General features: G+C 71.3%; 20 protein-coding genes and 1 pseudogene. 12 read left to right on the top strand and 9 right to left on the bottom strand.

All coding sequences use genetic code 11. The annotated features are described in order from the left end of the window. The first annotated feature begins 22 nt into the window (after positions 1-22). The 7 genes from QIS96_RS10175 to QIS96_RS10145 all read left to right on the top strand — a co-directional run bounded on the left by QIS96_RS10175 (position 23) and on the right by QIS96_RS10145 (position 10,549). Positions 23-373, top strand: coding sequence for a hypothetical protein (locus tag QIS96_RS10175; protein WP_282542136.1), 351 nt, complete (start codon positions 23-25; stop codon positions 371-373). Between the two features lie 76 nt (positions 374-449). Continuing rightward, positions 450-1,424, top strand: a complete 975-nt coding sequence (locus tag QIS96_RS10170) for a transcriptional regulator (RefSeq protein WP_282542135.1) — start codon at positions 450-452, stop codon at positions 1,422-1,424. 613 nt (positions 1,425-2,037) lie between these two features. Further along, positions 2,038-5,415 carry a pyruvate carboxylase gene (locus tag QIS96_RS10165; RefSeq protein WP_282542134.1) on the top strand — a complete coding sequence of 1,126 codons (3,378 nt, stop codon included), beginning with the start codon at positions 2,038-2,040 and terminating at the stop codon, positions 5,413-5,415. 144 nt (positions 5,416-5,559) lie between these two features. Beyond that, positions 5,560-7,641 carry a right-handed parallel beta-helix repeat-containing protein gene (locus QIS96_RS10160; protein WP_282542133.1) on the top strand — a complete coding sequence of 694 codons (2,082 nt, stop codon included), beginning with the start codon at positions 5,560-5,562 and terminating at the stop codon, positions 7,639-7,641. An 80-nt stretch (positions 7,642-7,721) separates the two neighbouring features. Further along, the gene (locus tag QIS96_RS10155) at positions 7,722-8,573 is read left to right on the top strand and encodes a cupredoxin domain-containing protein (RefSeq protein ID WP_408907152.1); all 852 of its coding nucleotides are present in this window, start codon (positions 7,722-7,724) and stop codon (positions 8,571-8,573) included. Beyond that, complete coding sequence (locus QIS96_RS10150; protein WP_282542132.1) at positions 8,570-9,937, top strand: hypothetical protein; 1,368 nt, start codon at positions 8,570-8,572, stop codon at positions 9,935-9,937. Before QIS96_RS10155 ends, QIS96_RS10150 begins: the two co-directional genes overlap by 4 nt. Positions 9,938-10,099: 162 nt before the next feature. Beyond that, positions 10,100-10,549: a spore-associated protein gene (locus tag QIS96_RS10145; RefSeq protein ID WP_282542131.1), complete on the top strand. Its 450-nt coding sequence runs from the start codon at positions 10,100-10,102 to the stop codon at positions 10,547-10,549. A gap of 64 nt (positions 10,550-10,613) precedes the next feature. On the opposite strand, the gene QIS96_RS10140 is transcribed toward QIS96_RS10145, so the two are convergent. The 3 genes and pseudogenes from QIS96_RS10140 to QIS96_RS10130 form a co-directional block, all read right to left on the bottom strand. Next, the gene (locus tag QIS96_RS10140) at positions 10,614-11,354 is read right to left on the bottom strand and encodes an excalibur calcium-binding domain-containing protein (protein ID WP_282542130.1); all 741 of its coding nucleotides are present in this window, start codon (positions 11,352-11,354) and stop codon (positions 10,614-10,616) included. A gap of 120 nt (positions 11,355-11,474) precedes the next feature. Next, positions 11,475-14,075, bottom strand: a pseudogene (locus tag QIS96_RS10135) (DUF6185 family protein). Positions 14,076-14,254: 179 nt separating this feature from the next. Further along, a complete protein-coding gene (locus QIS96_RS10130; RefSeq protein ID WP_282542129.1) occupies positions 14,255-15,316 on the bottom strand; it encodes an Lrp/AsnC family transcriptional regulator in 1,062 nt (353 codons plus the stop codon). A 91-nt stretch (positions 15,317-15,407) separates the two neighbouring features. Between QIS96_RS10130 and QIS96_RS10125 the strand changes: the two genes are divergently transcribed. Both QIS96_RS10125 and QIS96_RS10120 read left to right on the top strand, forming a co-directional pair. Further along, positions 15,408-16,616 carry a M20 metallopeptidase family protein gene (locus QIS96_RS10125; RefSeq protein WP_282542128.1) on the top strand — a complete coding sequence of 403 codons (1,209 nt, stop codon included), beginning with the start codon at positions 15,408-15,410 and terminating at the stop codon, positions 16,614-16,616. A 64-nt stretch (positions 16,617-16,680) separates the two neighbouring features. Next, positions 16,681-18,042 (top strand): MFS transporter, encoded by a 1,362-nt coding sequence (locus QIS96_RS10120; protein ID WP_282542127.1) that lies wholly within the window; start codon positions 16,681-16,683, stop codon positions 18,040-18,042. A gap of 224 nt (positions 18,043-18,266) precedes the next feature. Here QIS96_RS10120 and QIS96_RS10115 read toward each other — a convergent pair whose 3' ends face one another. The 4 genes from QIS96_RS10115 to thpR all read right to left on the bottom strand — a co-directional run bounded on the left by QIS96_RS10115 (position 18,267) and on the right by thpR (position 21,915). Continuing rightward, on the bottom strand, positions 18,267-19,115 hold the full coding sequence (locus tag QIS96_RS10115) for a class I SAM-dependent methyltransferase (protein ID WP_282542126.1): 849 nt from the start codon (positions 19,113-19,115) through the stop codon (positions 18,267-18,269). 107 nt (positions 19,116-19,222) lie between these two features. Then, positions 19,223-19,627 (bottom strand): FKBP-type peptidyl-prolyl cis-trans isomerase, encoded by a 405-nt coding sequence (locus tag QIS96_RS10110; RefSeq protein ID WP_282542125.1) that lies wholly within the window; start codon positions 19,625-19,627, stop codon positions 19,223-19,225. Between the two features lie 184 nt (positions 19,628-19,811). Continuing rightward, positions 19,812-21,098, bottom strand: a complete 1,287-nt coding sequence (locus QIS96_RS10105) for an aminotransferase class V-fold PLP-dependent enzyme (protein WP_282542124.1) — start codon at positions 21,096-21,098, stop codon at positions 19,812-19,814. Between the two features lie 133 nt (positions 21,099-21,231). Next, a complete protein-coding gene (thpR, locus tag QIS96_RS10100; RefSeq protein ID WP_282542123.1) occupies positions 21,232-21,915 on the bottom strand; it encodes an RNA 2',3'-cyclic phosphodiesterase in 684 nt (227 codons plus the stop codon). Positions 21,916-22,182: 267 nt separating this feature from the next. Between thpR and QIS96_RS10095 the strand changes: the two genes are divergently transcribed. The 3 genes from QIS96_RS10095 to QIS96_RS10085 all read left to right on the top strand — a co-directional run bounded on the left by QIS96_RS10095 (position 22,183) and on the right by QIS96_RS10085 (position 23,961). Then, positions 22,183-22,596, top strand: coding sequence for a hypothetical protein (locus QIS96_RS10095; protein WP_282542122.1), 414 nt, complete (start codon positions 22,183-22,185; stop codon positions 22,594-22,596). Positions 22,597-22,684: 88 nt separating this feature from the next. Beyond that, positions 22,685-23,749, top strand: a complete 1,065-nt coding sequence (locus tag QIS96_RS10090) for a sulfite exporter TauE/SafE family protein (RefSeq protein WP_282542121.1) — start codon at positions 22,685-22,687, stop codon at positions 23,747-23,749. Then, positions 23,746-23,961, top strand: a complete 216-nt coding sequence (locus QIS96_RS10085) for a heavy-metal-associated domain-containing protein (protein WP_282542120.1) — start codon at positions 23,746-23,748, stop codon at positions 23,959-23,961. Before QIS96_RS10090 ends, QIS96_RS10085 begins: the two co-directional genes overlap by 4 nt. Positions 23,962-24,131: 170 nt before the next feature. Here the strand turns inward: QIS96_RS10085 and QIS96_RS10080 are convergent, their stop codons facing one another. Together QIS96_RS10080 and QIS96_RS10075 are read right to left on the bottom strand one after the other, a co-directional pair. Further along, positions 24,132-25,502, bottom strand: a complete 1,371-nt coding sequence (locus tag QIS96_RS10080) for an MDR family MFS transporter (RefSeq protein ID WP_282542119.1) — start codon at positions 25,500-25,502, stop codon at positions 24,132-24,134. Next, positions 25,499-26,572, bottom strand: a complete 1,074-nt coding sequence (locus tag QIS96_RS10075; protein ID WP_282542186.1) for a PLP-dependent cysteine synthase family protein — start codon at positions 26,570-26,572, stop codon at positions 25,499-25,501. Before QIS96_RS10075 ends, QIS96_RS10080 begins: the two co-directional genes overlap by 4 nt. Positions 26,573-26,938: the final 366 nt, after the last annotated feature.

The following is a 26,938-nucleotide window of genomic DNA, read 5'->3' as shown; positions in this document are numbered from 1 at the left end:
GTCCGCATCCTCGTCTCTCTCCGTGTCTCCGCCCGAATCGGCCGCAGCGTCACGCAAAAAGACGAAGTGCTACACGCAGGACCTGGCCGACATCAGCGCGGGGTGTTACACGACCAAGGAGAACCGCACCTTCGCCTGGTTCGAGCCGGACGGCGACAGCATCGGAATCCTGGACCACTACCGAAACGGCCACTCCACCAAGGTCCTGCTCAAGGTCGACGGATACAAGAAGCGGACGTACAGCAGCAAGGGCAAGAGCTACCGGACCATCGACGAGAACTTCAAGGAGAACCGCGAAGTCAAGATCAAGGTGTGTACGTCCTTCAGCAAGAAGGCCAAGTGCTCCGCCTGGAGCGAATCGGATCTCACGTAACGCCCTGAGGACTTGAGGAGAATCGGATCAGCCCATAGCGATCCAGCACGCCGAACACCGTTGGGGGGAACGGTTCATGGCACTGCGTATCCACTTCACTGCGGACGATCTGGCCCGCACTGTGGTGTCTGCCTCGCCCGATGTGATGTGGGAGCTGGTGAACAGCCTGCACATCCTTCAGTCACGTCGGCCTGCCGCCGTGTACGGGCCGTGGCTGCGGCACGTCCGGGCACGCCTCACCGCGAGCGATCACCGGCGCGTGGTGCGGCTGTTGACCACGCTGGTGCCGCCGCGCGGGGGCTTCCCCGACTTCCTGACCCCGGCGAATCCGGGACGCTTCGACGCCTCCCTCGACCTGGTCCGGTCCACTCCGGCGGGGAGGCTCAGACAGGACCTGGCCCAAGCCTTCGACCACCGTGCCGCACCGATGTGGGTGCGCCGGCTGGCCGACGGGGATCAGCCGGTCCAGCAGGAACTCGGACATGCCCTTGCCGTGTATCACGACGAGTTCCTCGCACCGCACTGGCCACGGGTCGATCAGTGTGTCCACGGCGAACGCGCCCGCCGCAGCCGCGACGTCCTCGACGGCGGGGTCGGACAGCTTCTGCAGAGCCTCGAGCTATGCGGCCGATGGACTGCCCCGACGCTTACCTGCAGCTACCCCCGCGACCGCGACCTGCACCTCAAGGGGCGGGGCATCACCCTGATCCCCTCGTACTTCTGCACCCGATTCCCCGTCACCTTCATCGACCCTGAACTGCCACCGATCCTGGTCTATCCGGCTACCCACCAGTCCCGACCGGCGAACACACCGCGCGCGGCCCTGAGCGCCCTGCTCGGGCGGACCCGCGCCACCGTCCTGTGCTCACTCGACACACCCTGCTCGACCAGCGAACTCGCCCTGCGCAGCGGAGTGTCCATCCCCTCCGCCAGTCAACACGCCAGCACGCTCCGCAACGCCGGACTGATCAGCAGCAGTCGGCAGCGCTCCGCCATGCTCCACACCCTCACGCGGCTCGGCCGAGAACTCGCCCACGGTCCTACCCCATAGCGGCGCCGGCCCCGTCCCGTCGGTGACGTGGGCACGGGAAAGACCACGTCGTCTCAGCTTGTTCCTTGTGGCCTGAGGTCGAAATGAGCCGCACACCTGGGCATTCGCCGGACGCTGGAGCGGCCTTCGTCTGCCTGACGCCGGTCCCGGAGAAGCGTTCGCGAAAGCGTCACGCCTCCGGGAGGACCTATTGGTGTTGGACGGCGACGGTGTGGGTTCCGTTCTTCGCATCCCCCGGCTCGTCCACAGCCAGCAGCGCGGCCTCCTCGCCATGGAAATGCTCGACGACGTATGCGCGCATGTGGCGTGAACACCACCGGCCACGGACAGGCGGCCGTGAACACTCCCGGCCCGGCCCCGCCCCCGCCCTGACGTCAGGCCCGCCCCCGCCCTCGGCAAGCCCCGCCCCTCCCCGCCCGGATCCGTAGTCGCAGACCGGTTGCGCAGCCCCCTGTGCCAGCACAAGCTGGCCGGTACCGGCGAGCCTGGGCGGGCCGGGTGATCTATCTCTCCACCGATTCGGCGCGGGCCGACGCATCGGACCGGTGCGGGCGAGGCATCACACACCCGTGCACCACCCCACCACGTTCCGCCACCGACGTTGAGGAGTCGGATGTTCACCAAAGTTCTCGTGGCCAACCGTGGCGAGATCGCGATCCGGGCGTTCCGGGCCGCGTTCGAGCTCGGTGTCTCCACGGTCGCGGTCTTCCCGCACGAAGACCGCAACTCGCTGCACCGGGCGAAGGCGGACGAGTCGTATCTGATCGGCGAGCGCGGCCACCCCGTACGGGCGTACCTGTCGGTCGACGAGGTGATCAAGGCCGCCCGGCAGGCCGACGCGGACGCGGTCTACCCGGGCTACGGCTTCCTCTCGGAGAACCCGCACCTGGCCGCGGCCTGCGCCGATGCGGGCATCACCTTCGTCGGCCCGCCCGCGGACGTCCTGAACCTGACCGGCAACAAGTCGCGCGCGGTCGCCGCCGCGCGCGAGGCCGGTGTGCCCGTGCTCGCCTCCTCGCCGCCGTCGACGGACGTCGAGGCGCTGCTCGCCGGTGCCGAGGACGTCGGGTTCCCGCTGTTCGTGAAGGCCGTCGCGGGCGGCGGCGGGCGCGGCATGCGCCGGGTCGCCACCTCCGGTGAGCTGCGCGACGCCATCGAGGCGGCGATGCGGGAGGCCGAGTCAGCCTTCGGCGACCCGACGGTCTTCCTGGAGCAGGCGGTCATCAACCCCCGCCACATCGAGGTGCAGATCCTCGCCGACGCCGAGGGCAACGTCGTCCACCTCTACGAGCGGGACTGTTCGGTGCAGCGCCGCCACCAGAAGGTCGTCGAGATCGCCCCCGCCCCGAATCTCGACCCGGGGCTGCGGGAGCGGATCTGCGCCGACGCGGTCGCCTTCGCCCGGCACATCGGGTACGTCAACGCGGGCACCGTCGAGTTCCTCGTGGACGAGCGCGGCCACCACGTCTTCATCGAGATGAACCCCCGTATCCAGGTCGAGCACACGGTGACCGAGCAGGTCACGGGGCGGGACCTGGTGATGGCGCAGCTGCGCATCGCCGCCGGGGCGACCCTGCCCGAACTCGGCCTGTCCCAGGCCGACATCGTGCTTTCCGGGGCCGCGCTGCAGTGCCGTATCACCACGGAGGACCCCACCAACGGCTTCCGTCCCGACACCGGCACGATCTCCGCGTACCGCTCGCCGGGCGGTCCCGGCGTCCGGCTCGACGGCGGCACCATGCACACCGGCGCGCAGGTCAGCGCCCACTTCGACTCCATGCTGGTGAAACTGACCTGCCACGGCCACGACTTCGCGACCGCCGCGGGCCGGGCGCGGCGGGCCATCGCCGAGTTCCGGATCCGCGGCGTCTCCACCAACCTGCCGTTCCTGGCCGCGCTCCTCGACGACCCGGACTTCCAGGCGGGCGACGTCACGACGAGCTTCATCGACGAGCGCCCGGAGCTGCTGCGGTCCCGCCCGCCGGCCGACCGGGGCAGCCGCATCCTGCACTACCTCGCCGAGACCACCGTCAACAAGCCGCACGGGCCGCGGCCCGCCGTCGTCGAACCCCGGGTCAAGCTCCCGGCCGTCGACCTCACCACCACCCCGCCGCCGGGCTCGCGCCAGCGCCTGGCCGAGCTCGGGCCCGAGGGGTTCGCGGCCGAGCTGCGTAGGCAGAGCGCGGTGTCGGTCACCGACACCACGTTCCGGGACGCGCACCAGTCGTTGCTCGCCACCCGTGTCCGCACCCGCGACCTGCTCGCCGTCGCCCCGCACGTCGCCCGCTCGGCGCCCGAGCTGCTGAGCCTGGAGTGCTGGGGCGGAGCGACGTACGACGTGGCGCTGCGGTTCCTCGCCGAGGACCCGTGGGAGCGGCTCGCGGCGCTGCGCGAGGAAGTGCCCAACATCTGTACGCAGATGCTGCTTCGCGGCCGCAACACCGTCGGCTACACCCCGTACCCGACCGAGGTGACCGACGCGTTCGTCGCCGAGGCCGCCGCGACCGGCATGGACATCTTCCGTATCTTCGACGCGCTCAATGACGTCGCGCAGATGCGTCCCGCGATCGACGCCGTACGGGCCACGGGCACCGCCGTCGCCGAGGTCGCCCTCTGCTACACCGGCGACCTCAGCGACCCCGGCGAGCAGCTCTACACCCTCGACTACTACCTGCGGCTCGCCGAGGAGATCGTCGAGGCAGGGGCGCACGTCCTCGCCGTCAAGGACATGGCCGGACTGCTCCGCCCGCCTGCCGCAAGGAAGCTCGTCACCGCGCTGCGGGAGCGCTTCGACCTGCCCGTGCACCTGCACACCCACGACACGGCGGGCGGCCAGCTCGCCACGCTCGTCGCGGCGATCGACGCGGGCGTGGACGCCGTCGACGCGGCCGTGGCGTCCATGGCGGGCACCACGAGCCAGCCCTCCCTGTCGGCTCTGGTCGCCGCCACCGACCACACCGAGCGCGCAACAGGCCTGTCCCTGCAGGCAGTCGGTGACCTGGAGCCGTACTGGGAGGCCGTCCGCAAGGTCTACGGGCCCTTCGAGTCAGGGCTCGCCTCGCCCACCGGGCGCGTGTACCACCACGAGATCCCCGGCGGCCAGCTGTCCAACCTGCGCCAGCAGGCCATCGCGCTCGGCCTCGGCGACCGCTTCGAACTGATCGAGGACTGCTACGCGCACGCCGACCGGATGCTCGGCCGCCTCGTGAAGGTCACCCCGTCCTCCAAGGTCGTCGGCGACCTCGCCCTGCACCTCGTCGGGGCCGGGGTGGAGGCGAGCGACTTCGAGACCGACCCGGCCAAGTTCGACCTGCCGGACTCGGTGATCGGCTTCCTCCGCGGCGAGCTCGGCGACCCGCCGGGCGGCTGGCCCGAGCCCTTCAGAACCCGCGCCCTCGAAGGCCGCCCCGCCCGCGCCGAGGCGGCCAGGCTCGCCGAGGACGACCGCGGCGGCCTCGCCAAGAACCGCCGCGCCACGCTCAACAGGCTGCTGTTCCCCGGCCCGACGAAGGAGTACGACACCCACCGCGAGGCCTACGGCGACACCTCGGTTCTCGACACCAAGGACTTCTTCTACGGCCTCGAACCCGAGACGGAGCACACCGTCACCCTCGGCCAGGGCGTGACCCTCCTCATCGAGCTGGAGGCGATCTCGGAGGCGGACGAGCGCGGCTACCGGACCGTACTGGCCACGCTCAACGGCCAGTTGAGGCCCGTGCCGGTACGCGACACCTCCATCGTCACCGATGTGAAGGTCGCCGAGAAGGCGGACCGGAACGACGACCGCCAGGTCGCGGCGCCCTTCGCGGGCGTGGTCACCCTGCAGGTGACGGAGGGCGACACGGTGGAGGCCGGGCAGACCGTCGCCACCATCGAGGCGATGAAGATGGAGGCCACCATCACCGCGACCCGCGGCGGCACCGTCGACCGCCTCGCGATCGGTGAGATCCAGCAGGTGGAGGCGGGCGACCTCCTGGTCCTGATCCGCTGATCCCCGCACCGGAAGTCGGGTGCCTGGAGGAGCAACTGCCCCTACAGGCACCCGACTTCACTTTTACGCCGCCCGCGGCGGGTTCCTGAAGAACCGGTGCCGCAGGGGCTCCAAAAAGATGAACATTGCTCTACTCTCTCGCGCATGTCCTGGACCCGCAGGTTCCTCGCCGTGCTCCTGGCGCTCGCCGCCGCGCTCCTCGCCGCAGCCCCGACGGCCCTGGCGCACGAGGAGCGGCCCGTCACCTTCCCCGACGGCTCGGGCAGCGTGCCCGAGTACCGCACGGGCAGACCGGACCTGCTCGTCTGCAAGACCGACCGGGCCGACTTCGAGCGCCGCACGTCCGCCTTCCCGAAGGGCCTGCGCGAGCGCAACCTGAAGCTCTTCGACCGCTGCCAGGACGAGGGCTACCGGCACCTCCAGGAAGCCGTCGACGCCGTCGACGAGCCGGGCATGAACATCGCGATCCTGCCCGGCCTGTACGAGGAGGAGCCCTCCCAGCCGAAGCCGAAGGGCGGCTGCGCACGTCTCAAGGCCCCCGATTCCGCACTCGGTTACCAGATCCTGTCGTACGCCCAGCAGCAGCGGTGCCCGCACAACCAGAACCTCGTCGCCGTCCTCGGCAAGAAGAACCTGCAGATCGAGGGCACCGGAGCGACCCGCTCGGACGTCGTCGTCGACGCCAAGTACCAGAAACTCAACGCGATCCGCGCGGACGGCAGCGACGGGATCTACTTCAGGAACTTCACCGCCCAGCGCACCACCTTCAACTCCCTCTACGTCCTCGCGGCCGACGGCTTCGTCATCGACGACGTACTGACCCGCTGGAACGACGAGTACGGCTTCCTCACCTTCGCCAGCGACCACGGCCTCTACAAGAACTGCGAGTCCTACGGCAACGGCGACTCCGGCATCTACCCGGGCAGCGCCTCGAACATCAACGACGGCCGCGGCTACGACGTGCCCCGCTACTCCATCGAGATCACCGGCTGCCGCAGCCACCACAACATGGTCGGCTACTCGGGCACGGCGGGCGACTCCGTGTGGGTCCACGACAACGAGTTCGACCACAACATGGGCGGCGCCTCCATGGACTCCGCCTTCCCCGGCCACCCCGGACTCCCGCAGAACCACGCCCGGTTCGAGCGCAACCGCATCCACGACAACAACGAGGACTACTACCGGAACGTCGCCGACGGCACCTGCGCCAAGCCGCCCGTCGAGCGCGGCTACGAGGACGGCGTGGTCTGCCCGCAGATCTCCATGCCGCCCGGCACCGGCATCATCACCGCGGGCGGCAACTGGAACCTCTACGAGAAGAACTGGGTGTACGGCCACGACCGCGCCGCGTTCTACCTGAACGCGGTGCCCGCATTCATCCGGGGCGAGGAGGCCTGGGCCAAGCAGACCGACACCTCGCACCACAACCGGTACGCCGCCAATGTGCTCGGCAAGGACCCGCAGGGCCGCTCCCGGCCCAACGCCGCCGACGTCTGGTGGGACGGCCAGGGCGAGGCGAACTGCTGGCAGGCCGACGCCGGCGCCTCCTCGCCGCGCACCCTGCCCGCCTGCGGCCCCCGCCGCGGGGACGTCTCCGGCGGCTCCGACCGCCTCGCCGGCGAGCCGGTCAAGCTTGCCCAACTCCTCGTCTGCGCCGACTACAACGTGCAGGCGCGCCGACTGCCCGCGGGCTGCGACTGGTACGGGGCGCGCGGCCTCGAACGCGTCGAGGTGCAGATCGCCCTGGCCGGCGCGGTGGTCCTGGCGCTCGTCGGGGGAGTGCTGTGGTGGCGCAGGCTCCGCCACGTCCGCCTCGCCACGGTGGCCTCGGCACTCGGCGCGGTGGGTCTCGCCCTGGACGTGGCGGGCGCGACGACGACGCTCTCCTCTTCGTACGTCCCCGCCCTCGCCCTCCTCTTCCTCGCGGCCTGGTGGACCGGGCTCGGCCTCGCTCTGCGGCGTACGCGCCCGGTGTTCGCCTGGACGACGGTCGCACTCGGCGCCCTGACGCTCCTCGACGCCTTCGACAAGGCCGTCGTGATGCTCCCGTGGATCCCGCTGGGTCCGGCCTGGATCCGTGGACTGCTCGGCGTGGTCTGGGTGTTGTGGGCGGTGATCGCGGCGGCCGGCCGGGGCGGTGCGGGCGCGGACGCCGACTCGTCGGAACGGGAACCTTCGCGGAGTGCGGGGGCGGTGGCGGACGCCGGGGCGGGGGCATCGGCATGACGACGACGTGCAGGCACACGCACACGCCCAGGTCCACGCACACGCCCAGATCCACGAGCGGTCGGGCGACCCGTCCCTCCGTGGTGCTGGTCGCCGCGGTACTCGCCCTCGTCCTCGGCGCGCTGGGCGGCTGCGGCGGGCGGCCCACCACCCACCACAAGCCGGGCACCAGCCATGAGCAGGCCTCGGGTTCGGCGGGCGAGCTGCTCGCCGCCAGGGACGACGACGGCCACCGCTTCCGGCAGGTCGACGACGAGGGCGCCCCCGAGGTCGCCCTCGCCGCACGCACCGACTCGGAGGACGGCTGGAACGTCCACCTCTCTCCACGGAACTTCCGCTTCACCCCGGACAGCGTGGGCGGCGCGGCCCTTCCGGGCCGTGGGCACGCCCACCTGTATCTGGACGACCGCAAGGTCGCCCGGGTCTACGGCAGTTGGTTCCACCTTCCGGGCAGCCTCGTACCGCGCGGCAGCCACCGGCTCACCGTCCGCCTGTACGCCGACGACCACACGGTGTGGGCGGTCGACGGCAAGCCGATCGAAGCCACCATCCGGCTCAGGGCGTCGAACGGAGGCGCAGGGCACGAGCACCCGGAGTGGAACGAGGGCTCCGACGGGAACGAGGGCTCGGGCAAGAGCGAGGGGCGGGACGGGAACGAGGGCTCGGACGCCGCCCGTACCGTCGCGATCGCCATCGCCGACGGAAGGGTCCAACCCCCGCCGGACCGCGTCGAGTTGAAGCGGGGTGAGCGCGTCCGCCTGAAGGTGACCAGCGACCGGGCCGACACCTTGCATGTGCACGGCTACGACAAGGAGGCCGAGCTCCCGGCGGGCAAGCCCGTCACCTTGACCTTCAGCGCCGACCGCACCGGCCTGTTCGAGGTCGAGACCCATGACTCGGGCCTGGTCCTGACCCAACTCGTCGTCCGATGACGAAACCGCTGCCGCTACCGACGCCACCCTCGGGCGTCGGCGAGCTCGCCCACCTGCCCGACGCCCCAGCCCCCCGCCCCGGGTTCCTTCAACTCGCCCACGGCATCGGCTCGCAGCATGATCTGCCCATCTCCCCCTTCTACGCCTTCGCAGGTGCGTTCGCCGCCCTCTTCGTCTCCTTCCTCGCGCTGGGTCTGCTCTGGTCGGCCTCCCGATTCCGGGGCGACCGCTCGGGTCTGGCCCTGCCCGCCGCCGTGCAGGCGCTCGCCGACGCCCACGTCACCCGTGCCGCCCTGCGTGGACTCGGCCTGGCCGCCGCCCTGTTCGTGGTCCTGCACCTCCTCCTCGGCCCGGACGACCCGGACCGCAATCCGGCCCCCGGCACCGTCTACGTCCTCTTCTGGGTGGGCCTCGTCCCCGCGTCCCTCCTCCTCGGTCCCGTATGGCGCATGCTCAACCCGCTGCGCACGGTGCACGCCCTGGCCTGCCGTGCCGTCCGCCGCGACCCCGCCGCCGGTCGCCCGCTGCCCGCGCGCCTGGGCATGTGGCCGGCCGCCGCAGGGCTGTTCGCCTTCACGTGGCTGGAACTCGCCGCCACGGAGCCCGCGTCCACCACCACCTTGCTGGTCTCCCTCGCCGTCTATGCCGCCGCCCAACTCGCCGCGGCCGCCCGCCACGGCGATCGCTGGTTCGCCGACGGTGACGCCTTCGAGGCGTACTCGACGCTCCTCGCCCGCCTCTCCCCGTTCGGCCGCCGCGTTGACGGCCGGCTCGTCCTGCGCAATCCCCTGCACGGTCTCGACGCGACCCCGGCCGCCCCCGGTCTCGTCGCCACCGTCTGCGTGCTGCTCGGCTCGACCGCCTACGACGGTTTCTCCGGCACGCCCTCCTGGATCGACACCGTCCAGACGTCACCCCTCGGCCGCACCCCCACGTCGACTCTCGGTCTGCTCGGCGCCGTCGCACTCGTCGCCGCGCTCTATGCCCTGTGCGCGGGCGCGACGCGCCTCATCTCGGGACAACTGCCGCACCCCCTCGCGGCGTTCGCCCACTCACTCGTCCCGATCGCCCTCGGCTATCTCATCGCCCACTACTTCACACTCCTCGTCGTCGAAGGGCCACGCACTGTCATAGTGGCATCCGGCACTGACAACGCGGCCGCGCCCGAACCCCCGCTGGATCCGGGCGGTCTCGCCGCCCTCCAGGTCCTCGCCATCGTGGCGGGACACGTCCTGGGCGTGATCGCCGCACACGACCGCTCGGTCCGCCTCTTGCCGCCGGGCCGGGCCGTGGCGGGCCAACTGCCGCTCCTGTGCCTGATGGTGGCGTACACCCTGGGCGGCCTGGCACTGCTCCTTGCCTGAGCCTGAGCCCGAGCAGCCTCCGGTGCACCTGCACCCGGCCAACTCGCCGAAGGGCGCGCCCAGTTAGCCGAAGCGGTCATGGAGACGGGCACAACCATTCAGATGTGTGGTGGGTCCTACCAAGTGCGAGCAGACCGCTCGAACTGCGATATGGGGGGAAATATGCGATTCAGCCGACCTGTCCTGACCGTCTCAGCCCTGGCGGCCCTGGCGATGGGAGGTTCGACGGCGCTGGCGACTCCCGCCTCCGCCGCGCCCAACACCACGCCGCAGAAGGTCTGCGGCAGCAGCTACAAGACCGTCAACTCGGCCCCGATCGGCACGCGGGGCACCGTGTACCTGACGTACAACGCGACGAACGGCAAGAACTGCGTCGTCACCATCCGCAGCAACCCGGGCACCGCGATGGACATGTCGTCCTGGATCTACGTCCCCGACACCGGCGAGTGGGCCGACGACTACGGGGCCTACACCTCGTACGCGGGCCCCGTCTACGTCTACGGCAAGGCCCACTGCGTCGACTGGGGCGGCAGCATCGGCAACGTGTACGTGCAGGTGACCGGCTCCAACTGCGCCGCGCTGAAGGAACAGCGGGTCACCACCGTCCGCTGACCACCGCACCTCGGAGGGCCGGGCAGCTCGCCTGGCCCTCTCGCGTGCGGCCGCGTACGGCGGCTCACGGCTCGGACGGCTCGTAGTCCACATACGGTTCGCAGGCCACGCCGTCGTCGTCCCGGTCGAGGTGCGGCGCGTACCCCGGCCGGCCTTCGAGCAGGGGCGCAGCGCCGTCGGACCGGGCGGCATCGCAGTTCGGGTAGTACGGGGACGGCGAGCCCGGCCCCGGCTCCGCGCCCGGCACCTCGTGCACGTCGGCCCCTACGATCACCCCGCCCCGTACGTCGTACGTCCCCTCGAACACCTTCACCGAGCCGTCCGTCTGCGTGGCCTCCAGCCTGATCGACACGGTCGAGCCGTCGGATCCGAGGATGCGGACGTCGTCGTGAGCGGTGGTGGCGAAGCCGTCGACGAAGGCGGTGTAGGACTCGGCGAGGTTCCTGCCGCCGAGGTCCCACGCGCGCCGGTAGTCCTGCACGTTGATCGCGGCGAAGTACGCGAGCACGACACCCTCCGAGTCGAGCGTCGGCTCGGCCGAGTGCGGTGGCGGCGGCTGAGGCGGCGGTGGAGGCGGAGGTGGCGCGGGTGTGGTGGGCTCCGGAGCCGAGGGTGCGGGGGTGGTGCGTTCCGGGGGCGACGGGCCTGCGTCGGGTGTCGTCGGCGCGGTTGTGACGGTTTCGGTCACGGTGGGCCGGGCGCCTTCGCCCGAGTCGCCGTCGCAGCCGGAGAGAGCGAGCACTCCGGCGACCGCCCCGGCCGTGAGCAGGGCCGGGATTCCCGTGCGAACAGTACGGCGACTCACGGGTACCACCTCAGAACCTGGCACTTCTCCTCTCAGGTTGCGTCCCGCGCGAGCACGCGTCCAATCGGGCGGGAACGGGGCGGCGCCCAGCGGGGCCGCAAGCCGGCCGGCCCAGACGGCTCACTTCGTCGAGGCCGGCCGCTCCGGCGGTGCGTCCGGGGCCGCGAAGAACTCCCAGATGGTGATCATGGCGAGGATCTGGGCGATCAGATACGCGACCTGGAGCGAGTAGTAGCGCATCTGGTAGATCGACAGGAGCAGGCCCAACCGGCTCTGCCAGTACCGGCGTTCACCGCGGAACGTGTCGAAGTCGGCGGCGATCCCCGTCACCGTGAGCACGAACAGCAGCGCCGTCACCGTCAGCGCGAGGTTGGCGGCGCTCTCGTCGGTCAACCGGAACACCAGCGCGTCGAGCGCCGGCGGCACCGCCAGGGCGAGCGTCACCGGCAGGGCCTTGGCCGGACCGCGCCGCCCCGGCAGCCGCCGCCACAGCGCACCGAGCACGAACGCGGAACTCGTGCACATCGCCACCTCCCCGACCAGCTGCAACGGCAGCGACGCCAGCCCGAACTGGTCGTGCAGCGTGGTCTGCCAGGCCTCGCCCCGCACGTTCCACACCCAGACGAGCAGCAACGCCACCGGCACGGCGGGGAGCAGCGCGAGACGGGCGCAACGGCTGCCGTTGGCCCACCATGTGTCCCTCGGCCCGAGCGCCAACGCCCCGTCCACGACCGACACTTGGGCAGGGAGCCGGTCCGAGCCGCCCGCCGACGGCCAGTTGTGCAGGGCGCTCAGGCGGTGCTCCAGATCGCTCCGCTTCGGCGGTACGTCACCGAACAACCCCTGGTCGAGACGGCGCAGTTCGGCATGCGTCTCGCGGTACGCGCGGGCCTTGCCGAGCAGTACGGCCCGCATGCCGGGCCCGGCGGACTCGGCGAGCGGCCGCCCCGAGTCCTCGAAGGGCTGGGCGAGCACGGACCGGCGCGCGAACGGCGCCACCACCCCGTACAGGCCGAGCATGGCGAGGAGCAGCCACACTCCGGTGAAGGCGTTGTCGGCCAGGAAATAGCCGCTGGTGGGTGCGGCCACGACCGTGAAGAACGTCAGGAAGAGCAGCCGGTCCGCCGGCTCGTCCAGCGGCGCCACCGACCCGGGCGCACGCCAGGTACGCAGCACGGCGAGTACGGCGACGCCGGTGAGCAGCCAGGTCTGCCAGGCGAGCCAGTCCTGCCCGTGGGGGACGGACCACAGGGCCTCCAGCACGACGTCCCTCGACCGCTCGATTTCGTACACCGGGTCCGCGCGGTCGCTCAACCACGTCACGCGCAGCCAGTTGCGGTGTTGCGCGAGCACGAAGCACACCCCGACGACCGTCACGAACAGCAGCACCGCAGGACCGGCGATGCGGAGTCTGAGCACCCGGTCGTGTCCGGCGTGCCGACGGCTCGGCGGCAGCAGCCCGCCGTCGACCGCGAGCCGCCAGGCCGTCGCCACGAAACCGAGCGCGAACAACGCCAACATGCACAAGGCGGCGGTTCCTTGAGCCGTGACCGCCAAATCCGACGCCTCATGCCCCGCGAAGCGCATTTTCTCCAGACCGAACCAGTTCGGCCCCATGGTCACCACGACCGGCGGCACGGCGAGCAGGGCTGTCGCAGCCCGCACGCGGTGGCCCGGCCGGGCCACGAGGAACAGTGCGGCCACGGCCGCCGCCTGGGCCACCACGGTCCCCATCGCGATCTGCTGCTCCTGCGCCGACCCGCCGCCGTACCGCTGCCCGTACCGTTGGAGCACATCGTCGACGGTGGTCGCCACGGCGACGAGGAAGAGCGCCACGGACCAGGTCCGCAGGTTGCGAAGTGTCCGTTCCTGTACGGGAGTCGGGGCAGTGGAACGCCTGCGGTACAGGGTCGCCGAGTACAGCAGGAGGACGGTGGTCGTCCCGGTCCAGAGCAGCGTCCCGGACCGGTCCACGACCACGGCCACGAGCCGGTCGCTCTGCGCGGCCTAGGAACGCTGCCAGGGCGGTTCGAGGGAAACGGTGAGGTCGCGAGGGGCCGTGGAGGCTTTCGCCTTCTTCCCCTCGGCCGGCGCGCCGGGACGCCACACAAGAGCCGTCGCGCCGTCCCCCTCGTCAGGGCGTGGCTTCGCCGACTGTGCGCCCGGCGTGCCGGGGTCCACCTCGATCTCGGTCCAGCGGGCCTTCTGCAGCGCGGCGGGCGGCACGAGTCGCAGCGTCCACCGCTCCGCGCCCGCGCGGACCCGCCAGAGGCCGACGTCGATGAACGAGCGGTAGACGTTCACCCAGGAGTGCGTCCGGTCGACGACCTTCACGCCGCCGCTCTTCGTGGACACCGCCGTCGGCCGGCCGCTGCGCCACTCCGACCAGCGCCGGTACTGCCCCGGCTCGGTGCGGGTCAGGCAGGACATGGCCACCGCGTACCGCCTGCTGTCCTCGCTCAGCAGCAGATCCTTCGCCAGCGGCCACGCCTCGGGCACCTCGACGCTGACTCCGCTGCGTATCCGGCTGTACGTGCTGCCGCCGTGCTCAAGGCGCACCCACGTACTCACCCGCGCCTTCGCGAGAGCGGCGGAACGGCAGACGTCCGACTCGGTGACCGGGGACGACTCGGTGACCGGGGACGGCGCGGCGACCGGGGGAGGCTCGGCGGCGTGGGCCGGGGTGCCGCCGCCCGAGAGCAGGAGGAGCAGCCCGAACACCCCGAGCAGCACGGACCGCAGACACCGCACACCCCGTGCACCCCGTACGCCCCCAGGCAAGCCGTGGTCGCCCAACAGATCCGCCTCCCCCTGGAATCCGAGAGCAACATCATGGCGCATGACGGGAGTTGGCTGTCGCAGCCTCCGAGGAGCCGAAGTCGCCGGACAGGAACCGTAGTTCAGTACTCGTCGAACGGATCCGACCACACGTCCATCGGCACGACCCCGACGCTCCGCCCCACCGGGTCGAGCAGCCGGCCCATCCGCTTCACGAACCGCAGCACCACCGCCCGGTCGAGGACGACGAGTCGGGGAAAGCGCTGCGCGAGCAGCTGCTCCAGGCGTTCCGCGTCGTCGAGCGAGCGCAGCCACGCGCTGTACGAGAGGTTGCCGCGGCTGCCCGTGAGCCCCAGGCACACCCGGGTCTCCGGCAGCTCCGCCAACTGCCGGGCGATCTCCTCGCGTTCGGCGCCCGGCACCTCCGCGAGCAGCCATGTCGCGATCGGCCAGCCGGACAGGGGCTGCGCCACCTCGCACCGCAACTCCAGATCCCCGCCCGCGGCCAGGGCGTGCAACCTCCGCCGCACGGTGCTGACGCTCACGCCGAGCTCCGCCGCGAGGTCGGTCAGCGGGGCCCGCCCGTCGGCGCACAGCAGCAGCATCAACTGCCGGTCCTGGTCGGTCAGCCGACGCGTCCCGGCCGTTGTGGCCCGCTCCGGGCCGTCCGTCGCGAGCTGCGCCCGCTGCTGTGGGTCGAGGGCGCGCGGCCGCCAGTCGCCGCCCTGCGCGTGCACGCTCGTCACCAGGTGGCTGCGCGTCTCCCGTACGCCCGGCAGCGCGCCGAGCGACTCGACCAGATACCGGGACAGTGTCGCGAGGCTCGGCAACGCCACCGTCACCAGGAGGTCACGGCTGCCCGTGGTGTGCTCCACCGTGAACGCGTGCGGCTGCCGTGCGAGCGTCGCAGCCACCTCCAGGGACCGGCCCGCCTCGCAGTGCACCTCCACCACCGCGGTGAACGCCCGCGCCGACTGCCCCTGCCCCATCTGCGGCGTCACCCACGCGAGCCCCGCGTCCGCCATCCGCGCCCAGCGGCGCGCCACCGTCACCGGGTCCAGGTCGAGGGCCGCGCCCACCTTGGTCCACGGGGCGCGCGGGTCGAGCTGCAAGGCGTGGACGAGGCTCAGATCGGTCTCGTCGATGCCCAGCGTGGTGAATGAATCCTGCGCGTCATCTGTCACGCAAGAAAAATAGCTGCAAATTCCTGAGCACAGTGCTTCGCCGGTCACGCTTTCCACCACCACCAGCACCGTGAACGGAAAGGAGCACCACGTGTCGGTACGTGACGACGCGGCCGAGGTGCACGACGAGCTCGTCCGGCTCCGCCGCGCCCTGCACGCCGAACCCGAGATCGGCCTCGACCTGCCCCGTACGCAGGAGAAGGTCCTCACCGCCCTCGACGGCCTCCCGCTGCACACCTCCACGGGCCGCGGCCTCAGCTCGGTCACCGGCGTGCTGCACGGCGCGCGGCCCGGCCCGACCGTGCTGCTGCGCGGCGACATGGACGCCCTGCCGCTCACCGAGGCCGTGCCCAGCGACCACCGCTCCCGCGTCGCGGGCCGAATGCACGCCTGCGGGCACGACCTGCACACCGCGATGCTCGTCGGCGCGGCCCGGCTGCTCGCCGCCCGGCGGGACTCGCTCGCCGGGCAGGTCGTCCTGATGTTCCAGCCGGGGGAGGAGGGCTACGACGGCGCCGGCCGGATGCTCGACGAGGGCCTCCTCGACGCGGCCGGCCCCGGCCCGGACGCCCGGCCGGTCGCCGCGTACGCGCTCCACGTCAACTCGGCGTCCCTGCCGCAGGGCGTGTTCCAGACCCGCCGCGGACCCGTGCTCGCCGCGTCCGACCAGCTCAGCGTGACGGTACGGGGAGCGGGCGGGCACGGCTCCGCCCCGCACCGCGCGAAGGACCCCGTCCCGGCGGCCTGCGAGATGGTGACCGCGCTGCAGACCTTCGTCACCCGCGCCTTCGACCCGTTCGACACGGTCGTCCTCAGCGTCGGCTCCTTCCACGCGGGGACACAGAGCAACGTCATCCCCGAGCAGGCCGTCTTCGAGGCGACCGTCCGCTCCTTCTCGCCCACCGCCCATGCCCGAGTCAAGGACGGCGCGGTCCGCGTCTGCCGCGGCATCGCCGCCGCCCACGGCCTCGACGTCGACATCGAGTACGCCGAGCAGTACCCGGTGACCGTCAACGACCACGCGGAGGCGGAGTTCGTCGCCCGTACCGTCGCCGAGGTGCACGGCGAGGAACGCTACGCGTGGGCCGAGCAGCCGGTCACCGCCTCCGAGGACTTCTCCCGCGTACTCGACGCCGTGCCCGGCGCGATGGTCATGCTCGGCGCCTGCCCGGCCGACCGCGACCCCGCGCACGCGCCGTACAACCACTCACCGCACGCCGAGTTCGACGACGCGGTACTCGGCGACGGCGCGGCCCTCTACGCCGAGCTGGCGCTGCGCCGCCTCGCAGCCGCCAACTGAACTTCCCTCCCCGCCAGTTCCCCCCCCCACGGCCCCGAACCCCCCGTCCCCTCCGGAGTCGCAGATGCCCCGCGAACCGCACGCCCAGCCGTCGACCGTCGTCCCCGACACCACGGCCGACGCCGGCGCCGCCGCACCACCCCCGTCCACCGCCGCGCCCGCCGACCGCGCGGCCCGCCGCCGCACCGTCTTCGGCACCGGCATCGGCAACGCCCTCGAGTGGTACGACTGGAACATCTACGCGGTGTTCACCCCGTTCTTCGCCCCGCAGTTCTTCCCCGAGTCCGACCCCGCGTCGGCCCTGATGGCCACCCTCGCGATCTTCGCCGTGGGCTTCCTGATGCGTCCGCTCGGCGGCCTGCTCTTCGGCCGGCTCAGCGACCGCAGGGGCCGCCGCCTCGCCATGATCGTGTCGGTCGGCCTCGCCTCGGCGGGCAGCCTCGTCATCGGCCTCGCGCCGACCCACGCGAGCATCGGCGTCGGCGCGTCACTCCTGCTCCTCGTCACCCGGCTCGTCCAGGGCCTCGCCCACGGCGGCGAACTGCCCGCAGCCCAGACGTACGTCTCCGAGATGGCCCCGCACGGTCGTCGCGGCCGCTGGTCCAGCCTGATCTACGTCTCCGGAACCTGCGGCATCGTCGTCGGCGAAGTCCTCGCAGCCGTCCTCGCCGGCACTCTCACGGACGCCCAACTCCACAACTGGGGCTGGCGCGTACCGTTCCTCGTCGGCGCCGCGATCGGCGCGTACGCCCTGGTCACACGCATGCGCCTGACCGAGACCGAGGCCTTCGAGAAGCAGCGCGAGTCCACCGGTGCGGGCGCCGCGCCGTCCCTCTGGCAGGACTTCCGCGCCAACCGCCGCGCCTGCCTGCGCGTCGTCGGCATCACCCTCGGCGGCACCGTCACCTACTACACCTGGGTCGTCTCGGCCCCCGCCCAGGCCATCGCCGTCAAACACTTCGACCCGGAGGCGGCGCTCTGGGCGGGCGTCCTCGCCAACCTCGTCTTCATCGCCGTACTGCCCCTCTTCGGCATCCTCTCCGACCGCATCGGCCGCAAGCCGGTCATGCTCCTGTCGTACGTCGGGATCCTGGCGCTCACGTTCCCGCTCGACCTGCTGATCCGCGACCAGGTGTGGCAGCTCGGCGTCGCCATGACCATCGCCATGCTGTTCATCGCCGCGAGCTCGGCGATCCTGCCGACGGTCTACGCGGAGATGTTCCCGACCGGCATGCGCACAGCCGGAGTCGCCGTCCCGTACGCCTTCTCCGTCGCGGCCTGCGGAGGCAGCGCGGCCTACCTGCAGACCTGGCTGAGCTCACACGGTCTCGGCGAGGTGTTCCTGCTCTACACGATGGCGCTGCTGCTCCTCGCCGTGGTCGTCATCTGGCGCATGCCGGAGACGAAGGACGTGGAACTGACCTGACAGGAGCAAGGCCCACGAGAGGCGCCAGACCGGCTGAGCGCGGGTCAGGCGCCTCCTCTCGTGCCCTGCTCGTGGCCTGCCCGCGGGCGGGGGTCTCGGGTGCGCGCCTCGGGTGCCTGGCTCGGGTGCCTGGCTCGGGTGCCTGGCTCGGGTTCCTGGCTGGGCAACGCCCCCTGCAGACAGCCGAGTTCAGGCTCGTGGCTCCTCGTAGAAGCCGATCCGGCCTACGGTCTGTGGGTCACCCAGAGCAGTTCCGCCGGCCAGCGGTGGGCCCAGTCGGGTGGGTCGGTCTCGTTGTAGCCGTTGGGTGTTCCGCGTTCGGGCCGTGGTTCGATGAGGTCGTCGATGACGAGACCCGCGCCGCGCAGGACCCTGACCCAGCCGCCGTACGTGAGCTGATAGCTGGTAGCGCCGTCGCCGTCGCCGTCGCCGTCGCCGTCGCCGTCGCCGTCGCCGTCGCCGTCGCCGTCGCCGTCGCCGTCGCCGTCGCCGTCGCCGTCGCTTTCGTCTTCGCCGTCGCCTTCGTCTTCGGCGATGGTGTTCAGTCCGAAGTAGTCCTTCTGCAGGGTCGTGGTCACGCGGCTGGCGGCCTCGTCGTAGCAGGTTTCGAACCAGGGGCTGGCGACGTTGAACACCAGGCGTCCGCCGCGGCGCAGGACACGTGCGGCCTGCGGGACGGCCAGGTGCGGAGGCGCCCAGCTGAGCCCACCGAAGTCGCAGAACACCAGGTCGAAGCTGCCGTCGGCGAACGGGAGTTGTTCGGCGGCGCCCTGCACCAGCGGGTAGCGGGCCGTTCCCATCGCCCTTGCTGCTGCGGCGAGTTGGGCTTCGGACAGGTCGAGCCCGACCACCTGGGCGCCCTCGGCGGCGAGCGCCCTGGACCACTGGCCGGCGCCGCAGCCGAGTTCGAGAACGCGCTTGCCGGTGACGTCGCCCAGGGCTTGCAGGTGCGCGTCGGGGATGGAGTACATGCCCCACAGCCGGGGTGCGGCGCCGATCTGCGGGTCGTGCTCGTGCTGGTAGGCGCTGCTGATCCGGTTCCAGAGCCGCCGGTTGGCGGGGATGCTGTCCACCCGCCGACTCCAGCACTGCCTGCCGGGGGCGGTCAACACGATCAGGGCGCTGCCCGGCCCTCGCCTCGGTCCGGCCCTGGTTCGGCCCGTGATCTGCCGTACTAGCCCTAGGTGTTGCTCCACCCGGCCGTGCTGGAATACGAGTCCAGCAGGTCCACCACGAAGATCAGGGTCGAGCCCGGCGGGATCAACGGCGAGGGTGACTGATTGCCGTAGCCGAGGCGCGGGGGAACGATGATCTCGCGCCGACCGCCGACCTTCATTCCTCTGACCCCGCGGTCCCAGCCCTTGATGACCCTGCCACTGCCCAGGGCGAACTTGAACGGCAGGCCCCGGTCCCAGGAGGCGTCGAACTCTTTCCCGGACTCGAAGGTCACCCCGACATAGTGGACCCTGACCACCATGCCCGGCTTCACCTCGGCCCCGTCCCCGATGACCAGATCCCGGACGGTCAACTCGGTGGGAGCGTCGCCCTCCGGAATGTCGACTTCGGGCTTCGTCGGTTCACTCATCGCAGCCTCATCACTCTCCGCCGGAACTCTCCGCCGGAACGCTCCGTCAGAAGCCCTCGCACGGACCAGTCGCGCGCATGGACACCCCATGCAGCCAACGGTCACGCTACCGAGAATCCCGATCCCGGAGCACACCAGTCGATCCAGCTGAAACGTTGGTCAGTTGAGCCTTCGGCCTTCGGCGCTAGCCGGTGAGGTCGGCCAGGCTGTTGAGTGCGGTGTCGATCTCTGCCGGCGTGTTGATGACGGCGGTGCCGATACGGGTGAAGGTCGAGGTGGACAGCCGTACGTTGTCGGCGGCGGCGTGGTCGACGACCTGCTGATGCGTGTGGCCCGCCACGCTGAAACAGGTGATCCCCGCCGACAGTTCCGGGTCGGCCGGAGTGTGCACGGTGACCCCGCGGATGCGGCTCAGGCCTTGTTTCACTCGGGTCGACAGCTGTGTGATGCGGGTGGCAACGCGGGCTCGGCCCAGCTGCTCATGCAGTGCCACCGCCACCGGCAGGGCGAAGGCATGCTCGAACGCCAGAAACCCGCCGGGTGACAGGGGCGCTGCCGCCGCGCCGCTGATGAAGCTCACGAACGTGGGCCGCAACTGTTCGAGGACGTCCGGCGCCACCCAGATCAGCCCCGTTCCCCTTGGGCCGAACAGCCACTTGTGCGTTCCGGCGATCACCACGTCCGCGCCCAGTCCTGCGGCGTCCTCGTCGACTGCCGCAAGGCCGTGCACGCCGTCCACGACCAGCAGGCACCGGTCGGCGGGACTGCGCCCTTCGTTGGCTCGGCGTACCACCTCGGCCACCGCACGCACCGGCATCCGAAGCCCCGTGCTGGACTGCACCCAGGTGATCCCCACAACTCTGGTGTTCGGGCGGATCACCTCGCCGACCGCAGCCGCGATGCCGTCCGCCGTCGCGGTGGCCGGATCAGAGAACCAAGACACCTGCCGCACCTTGTTGCCATGCTTTTCGGCGGCCAAGCGGGCGGCGGTGCGATGGGAGACGTGGTCGTGCTCGGTCAACAGGAACTCCTGCCCCGGCCGGGTTACGACGCCGTTGTAGACGACGCCGAGCCCGATACTCGTACTCGCCGTCATCGCGATGTCCTCGGCTCGGCCTCCCATATAGGCCGCGAGCGATTCGCGTACCCGGGGCCATCCGGTAGGACCGTCGGGCAGCGCCATCCCCGTGGGCACCGACAGAGGATTGGCGTCGGCTTGCGCCCGCAGATGATCCACCGCATCCCGCACCGCCTCGGGATGCGACGCCAGGTAGAACAGCGCGAGGTTCACCCACCCGCGCTCCAGCCGAAACTGCGCCCGCAAGGCGTCCCAGTCCACGCGCCCGTCTGCGGCGATGAGGGCGCGCTCGCGTGGTGTGTTCACCGTGGCCGCACAGGAGCTGGGCGCGAGGGTGAGCGCCACCGCCCCCGCAGACCTCGCCAGCAGGCCGCGCCGACTCGTCATCGACATCCAGCACCCCTTTGCAGTGCGCCCGGCAGAGCGGTGGCCGAATAGCTGTTGGTGCCCTTCTGGTGGTGAGGCTACGCGCGGTGGCGGCGGGTGCCGACAGCACCACCGCCATACGGCTTGCGAGGAGACGGGTTCAGGGCGTGTGGGGTCGGGCCGACATCATTGCGGGACCCGAACCGTCCTTGTGCTCAGGCACGGCAGCCTGTGGCGGTTTTGGCTTTGGATCGGGACGCCCTTGACCAGTGCCGAGGGCCCACGCGTCGATGTCCTGATAGCGCCGCAGGCCCGAGTGGCCTCTCACCGTGCTGCCGACCAGGTGGAGGCGTTCGGTCCGCCAGGGGCGTCCGGTGAAGCCGTCGAGGCGGGCGGCCGCGGCCGTCACGGACGTGTTGTCGTTGCGGCGAGCGCGGGCCAGCGTGAGGTGGGGACGCAGCGGACGCTCGACGAACGCGACGCCGCAGTGCCTGACCCGCGTACGTACGGCTTCGGCCAGCTCCTGCAGTCTGTCGAGATCGCCCTCGATGCCGCTCCACAGCACTCGCTCGTCGAAGTGTCCGCCACCGAGCAGTGCCAGCTCGAGAGCGGGGCGGGCGGCCGCCAGGTCGGCGAGGGGCGAACGAAGCCGCTGCACGGCCTGCACCGGCAGCTCGCCCAGGAAGGCCAGGGTGATGTGCCAGTCCTCGACGCGGTTCCAGCGCAGGTCGGGATAGGCGGCGTAGGCCGGGCTCAGCGCGTGGGCCAGCTCGTTCTTCGCGTCGTCGGGCGGCGCGAGGGCGATGAACGCGTACTGGGTGGCGGTCCGGGGCGGTTCGGTCACGGCTGTCTTCTTACCTCATGCGTCTACGGGGCCGAAGCCTGCCCGTCTGCCGCGCACGCCCGGCCGCCGTCCCGGTGGAAGCCCGTCGTTCAGTGTGGGTCGAGTTCGTGGGTCGACTTCGTCTGCGTGGTCAGGGGTGGTCGGCTGGTCGGGGCCGGGGGCTCGTAGTGGCCGACTGCCTCGGGGCGTACGTCATGAAGTTCACCAGCCGGCAGCGCTGACCTGCCGGTTAGAGCGACGCCACCCCTCTGGCCTAGCATCGCCGGCATGCCCGTCCGCCCCGCCCGGAGTCCCCGGCCCGCGCTCGCCACCTTCGTGGTCGGTGTGCTGCTGGCCTGCGCCTACCTGATGTGGGGTCCCGCGCACACCGCCATGGCCATGGCCGAGCCCATGCCCGGCATGACGGGTACGGGCATGACCGCCGAGGTGGTCCCCGCGGGGCCGGAGCAGCTCCTGCGTGCGGTGGCTCCGGTGCCCGACGAGTGCCCAGCCATGAGCATGGAGTGCCCGCTCACGACCGCGCACCCACCTCTGCCCGTCGCGTTCGCCGCCGCCCCCGACCTAGGTGTCCTCGCCGATCCGCAGGCACCCGCCGAGCCGCCGGCCGCGGTGGGCGACAACGGGTGTGCCTGGCCGCGGGCGCCCGATCCCGTCACTCTTCTCTGCGTCAGCCGGACCTGATCACTCCCGTACCCGCTCGCCTTTTCGGCTTGTCGGGTACTCCGTCATGTCCTGATCCGGCTATCCCACTCGGGAGAGTTCCTCCTCCATGGCCTCCACCACCACCCTGTTCGTCACCGGCCTGACCACCGGTCTCTTCGCCGGTGGCGCCTCCTGCGCCGCCGTCCAGGGCGGCCTGCTCGCCAGTGCCGTCGGCCGCCGCGCTACTGCCTGGAGCCCCGAAGCGTGGGAGCGCAGCGGCCTGTTCGCTCCCGTGGGCGCGTTCCTCGGCGCGAAGCTCGCCTCCCACACGCTCCTCGGCGCGGCCCTCGGCCTGGTCGGCGCCGCGATCCAGCCCGGCCCACGCGCCCGCGCCGTCCTCCTGATCGCCGGCGCGGTGCTGATGCTGCTGTTCGCCCTCGACATGCTCGGCGTCCGCGCCGTGCGCCGCTTCGTCCCCCGGCCGCCCGCCTCGTGGGGCCGGCTCGTACGTCGCTCGGCCAAGTCGACCGCCGTCACCACCCCTGCCGTACTCGGCTTCCTCACCGTCCTCATCCCCTGCGGCGTCACCCTCAGCGTCGAACTGATCGCCGTCACCGCCGGAACCCCGCTCGCCGGCGCCGCCGTCATGGCCGGGTTCGTCCTCGGCACCGGTCCGCTCTTCGCCGTACTGGGCTTCCTGCTGCGCTCCGCCGCCCGCCGCTGGCAGGGCCGCCTCAGCGTCGTCACCGCGGTGATCGTCCTCGCCGTCGCCGTGTGGACCGCCGGTTCCGGACTTCGCCTCGGCGGCTGGTGGCCCACTCCCGCGCCCGCGTCCGAGGCCGCCGCACAACAGCCACAGAAGACCGTGACCACGACCGACGGCGTCCAGACGATCACCGTCCAGGCCCGCACCAACTCCTACGCGCCGACCGCCATCACCGCGACGTCCGGTCTACCGACCGAGCTCGTCGTCGCCACCGACGACACCAGCGGCTGCGTACGCTCCTTCGTCGTCCCCGACAAGGGAGTCCAGGAGATCCTCCCGGTCACCGGCCGCACCCCCATCGACCTCGGCACCCCCGAGCCCGGCACCCTGAACTTCACCTGCGGCATGGGCATGTACGGCGGCGAGATCACCTTCCAGGAGCCCGCCGGCCCCCGCACCGCCACCCCGAAGGAGACCGCCCGATGACCCTCCGTCTCGAATTCGCCGTCACCGGCATGCACTGCAACAGCTGCGGACTTCTCATCGACGACGAGGTCGAAGAACTCCCCGGCGTCACCGCCAGCACCACCGACCTGCGCACCGAACGCACCGTCGTCGAGCTCGAACGACCGGTCCCGGCCCAGGAGATCGTCGCGGCCATCGCCACTGCCGGCTATACGGCCACCCTGACCGCGTGACCCTGCTGGGGGCCTCGAACTGAGGCCCCCAGCAGGCTGATTGCCCAACTCCACCTGGCCCGGCGCCCTGGAGACCTGGGCGTCGTGGGCGGGAGCGTGTCGTGCTGCCCGCCCCTCTTCTGCAGGGCCGTTGAGGGTGCCGAGTCGGGTGGGCCAGGGCCTCGTAGAGGTCAGACCTTCACGGGCTCGGGCTGGTTCGGATCGAATACGGGCGGTGGTACGAGGCGGCCGGTGCGGTGCAGCCCGTACAACGCGGTGGCGCAGGCGATGCCCAGGGCGATCAGCGTGAGCCACGGAATCGCGGCCATGCCCGCGGCCCGCGCGGAGTCGAGGGCCGCGCCGGTGCCGAGGTTGCCGAGGGTGATGCCGACGCCGCAGATGGTGTTGTACAGCCCGTAGTGGGTGGCGACGAGCCGGTCACCGGAGAGCCGGACGATGGTGTCCATCTCGAAGGGGTACGCGATCATCGTGCCCACGGCGAGGAGGAACGCGGCGAGCGTCGGCGGGGCGGCGGCGAGCAGCCACAGGCCCGTGCCGCTGTCCGGCACCGGGACGACGGTGGGCACGATCAGCGGCACGAACGCCAGGCCCATGATGAGCAGCCCCCGGCTCAGTGCCTGGCCCGGCTCCATGCGGGCCTTGCACCAGGCGGTCACCCTGGTCTGGAACAGGATGGTGCTCAGGCCGGAGACGGCGAACATCACCGCCACCGCCGCAGTCCCGAACTCCCCGTCCCCGCCGAGGCGTCGGACCTCGAGGGGCAGGGAGAGATAGACCTGGAACTGCAGGACGTAGAAGCCGATCATGGCCGCCGAGAACAGCAGGAACGGCCGGTTGGCCACGATTCCCCGCCACTGCGAAAGGACGCTCTCCCGCGCCCGCTTCGCGTGCCGCCCGCGCCTGGCGCGCCGGGTGAGCCTCGCGCTCCGCGCCGTCCGCGGGTTCGGTGACTTCTGCGTGTCGTCGGCTCTGCGGGCGGGCAGGGCACGCAACTGGACGATGCTCAGGACGGCGAAGATCCCGGCCGCGACCAGGCAGGTGACGCTGAAGTCGACGCCGGTCAGGAGCATGCCCACGAGCGGGCCGAGCAGGATGCCGGCTTGGTAGAAGACGTTGAACAGGGCGAACGCGTCGACCCGGCGTTCTCCCGTCTCCACCGACACGTACGCCCTCACGGCCGGGTTGAAGAGGGCTCCCGCAAGGCCGGTGGCGGAGGACGCGGCAAGGAGGGCGGGGATGGAGTCGACGAGCCCGAGGGTGGCGAAGCCGACGATACGCAGGACGAGCCCGGAGACGATCATGGGCTTGTAGCCGAGCCGGTCGGCGAGGGTGCCGCCGACGAGGAACATGCCCTGCTGGCTGAAGTTCCGTACCCCCAGGATGAGTCCGACCGTCCAGCCGGCGAGGCCCAGGGATCCGGACAGGTGCTGGGCCAGATACGGCATCAGCATGTAGAAGCCGAGGTTGATGGTGAACTGGTTCACCATCAGCAGCTGCACGCTGCGCGGGTAGGTGCGCACCTGCGCGAGGACGCCCTTCACTTGCTCTTCTCCTGCCCGCGGGAGCCGGTGGCCTTCTGCTCGGCGAGGCGTTGCGGGTCGACGACCTCGGTGCACCGGGTCCAGCGGCTGACCTGCTTCTCGTCCGGCCGTCCGAGCACGTCCGGTTCGGGGGCCGGCGGGAGGTCGAGCAGCCCGTGGGCGGCGCAGTAGTCGTCGTCGTAGACCGTGCCGAGGTAGCGCTGCGGGCCGTCGGGGAAGATCGCCGCGATCCGGGTGTCCGCGGGCAGGGTGCGGGCCAGCCAACCCGACACGAGCGCGACGGCGCCGACGCTCCAGCCACCGGTGGCGTAGTGCGATGCGGCCAGCTGACGGCAGGTCCACACGGCCTCGGCCGGGGCGACCCAGTGCACCTCGGAGAAGTTCTCGTACGCGACGTTGCGGGGGTGGATGCTGTTGCCGAGGCCGCGCATGAGGCGAGGCCCGGAACTCTGCCCGAAGAGCGTCGAGTTGACGGTGTCGACGCCGACCAGCTTCAGCTCCGGGTAGAGCTGCTTCAGGACCCGGGAGACTCCGGCCGAGTGTCCGCCGGTTCCGACGCTGCACACCAGGATGTCGATGTGGCCCAGTTCGGCGGCCAGTTCAAGGGCGAGCGGGGTGTACGCGGACACGTTGTCGGGGTTGCTGTACTGGTCCGGGCTCCACGAGTCGGGGTGCTGCTTGAGGAGTTGGGCCACGCGCTCGCGGCGGGCCTGCTGCCAGCCGCCGGTCGGGTGCGGCTCGGAGACCATGTTGATCTGCGCTCCGTACGCGGTGAGGAGCTGGGTCATGGACCGCTCGAGGCCCGGATCGGTGACGAGGGTGACGGGATGCCCGTAGACCATCCCGGCCAGTGCGAGGCCGAGTCCGAGGGTGCCGCTGGTGGACTCGATGATGCGGCCGCCCGGCTTCAACTCGCCACGGACGCGGGCCCGTTCGACCATGTGCAGGCCGGGTCGGTCCTTGATGCCGCCGGGGTTGAAGCCTTCGAGCTTCGCCCAGAATCCGCGGCCGGCCGGGGCCAGGGGTTCGGAGATGTGCAGTACGGGGGTGTTGCCGACGAGTCCGGTCATTCCTCGACCGCGCAGCTGGGGCGCGGGGGAGGCGGGGCCGGTGGCGGTCGATTCGGGGGAGACCGTGAGGGTCTGAGAGTGCATGGCTTCGCTTTCGCTCTACGGGCGGGGGGTTGAGGGTTCGCTCGATGCGTGCGGAAGTACGCGAGGAGCGGCCTAGATGAGCCACCGGCAGAGGCGGGATTGGGCTCTTCGGGCACCCAGCGGCATGCGGGAGTCATGGTTGGCGGGGGGCTGCGCATCGGTATGCGCGGGCGTGCCCGCCGGGGCGGCGAGCGGGAGTGCGGCGAGAGCCCACGACTGCGGGGCCGGCGTGCTCTGGCCGGCGTGCGGCAGGACCTCGCAGGCAGGCGCGTGGTGCGGGGA

The organism is Streptomyces cavernicola, from assembly GCF_029968035.1.
Lineage (GTDB): Bacteria > Actinomycetota > Actinomycetes > Streptomycetales > Streptomycetaceae > Streptomyces > Streptomyces cavernicola.
Note: the sequence above shows the minus strand (reverse complement) of the source record. Positions and strands in the feature narration are given on the sequence as shown.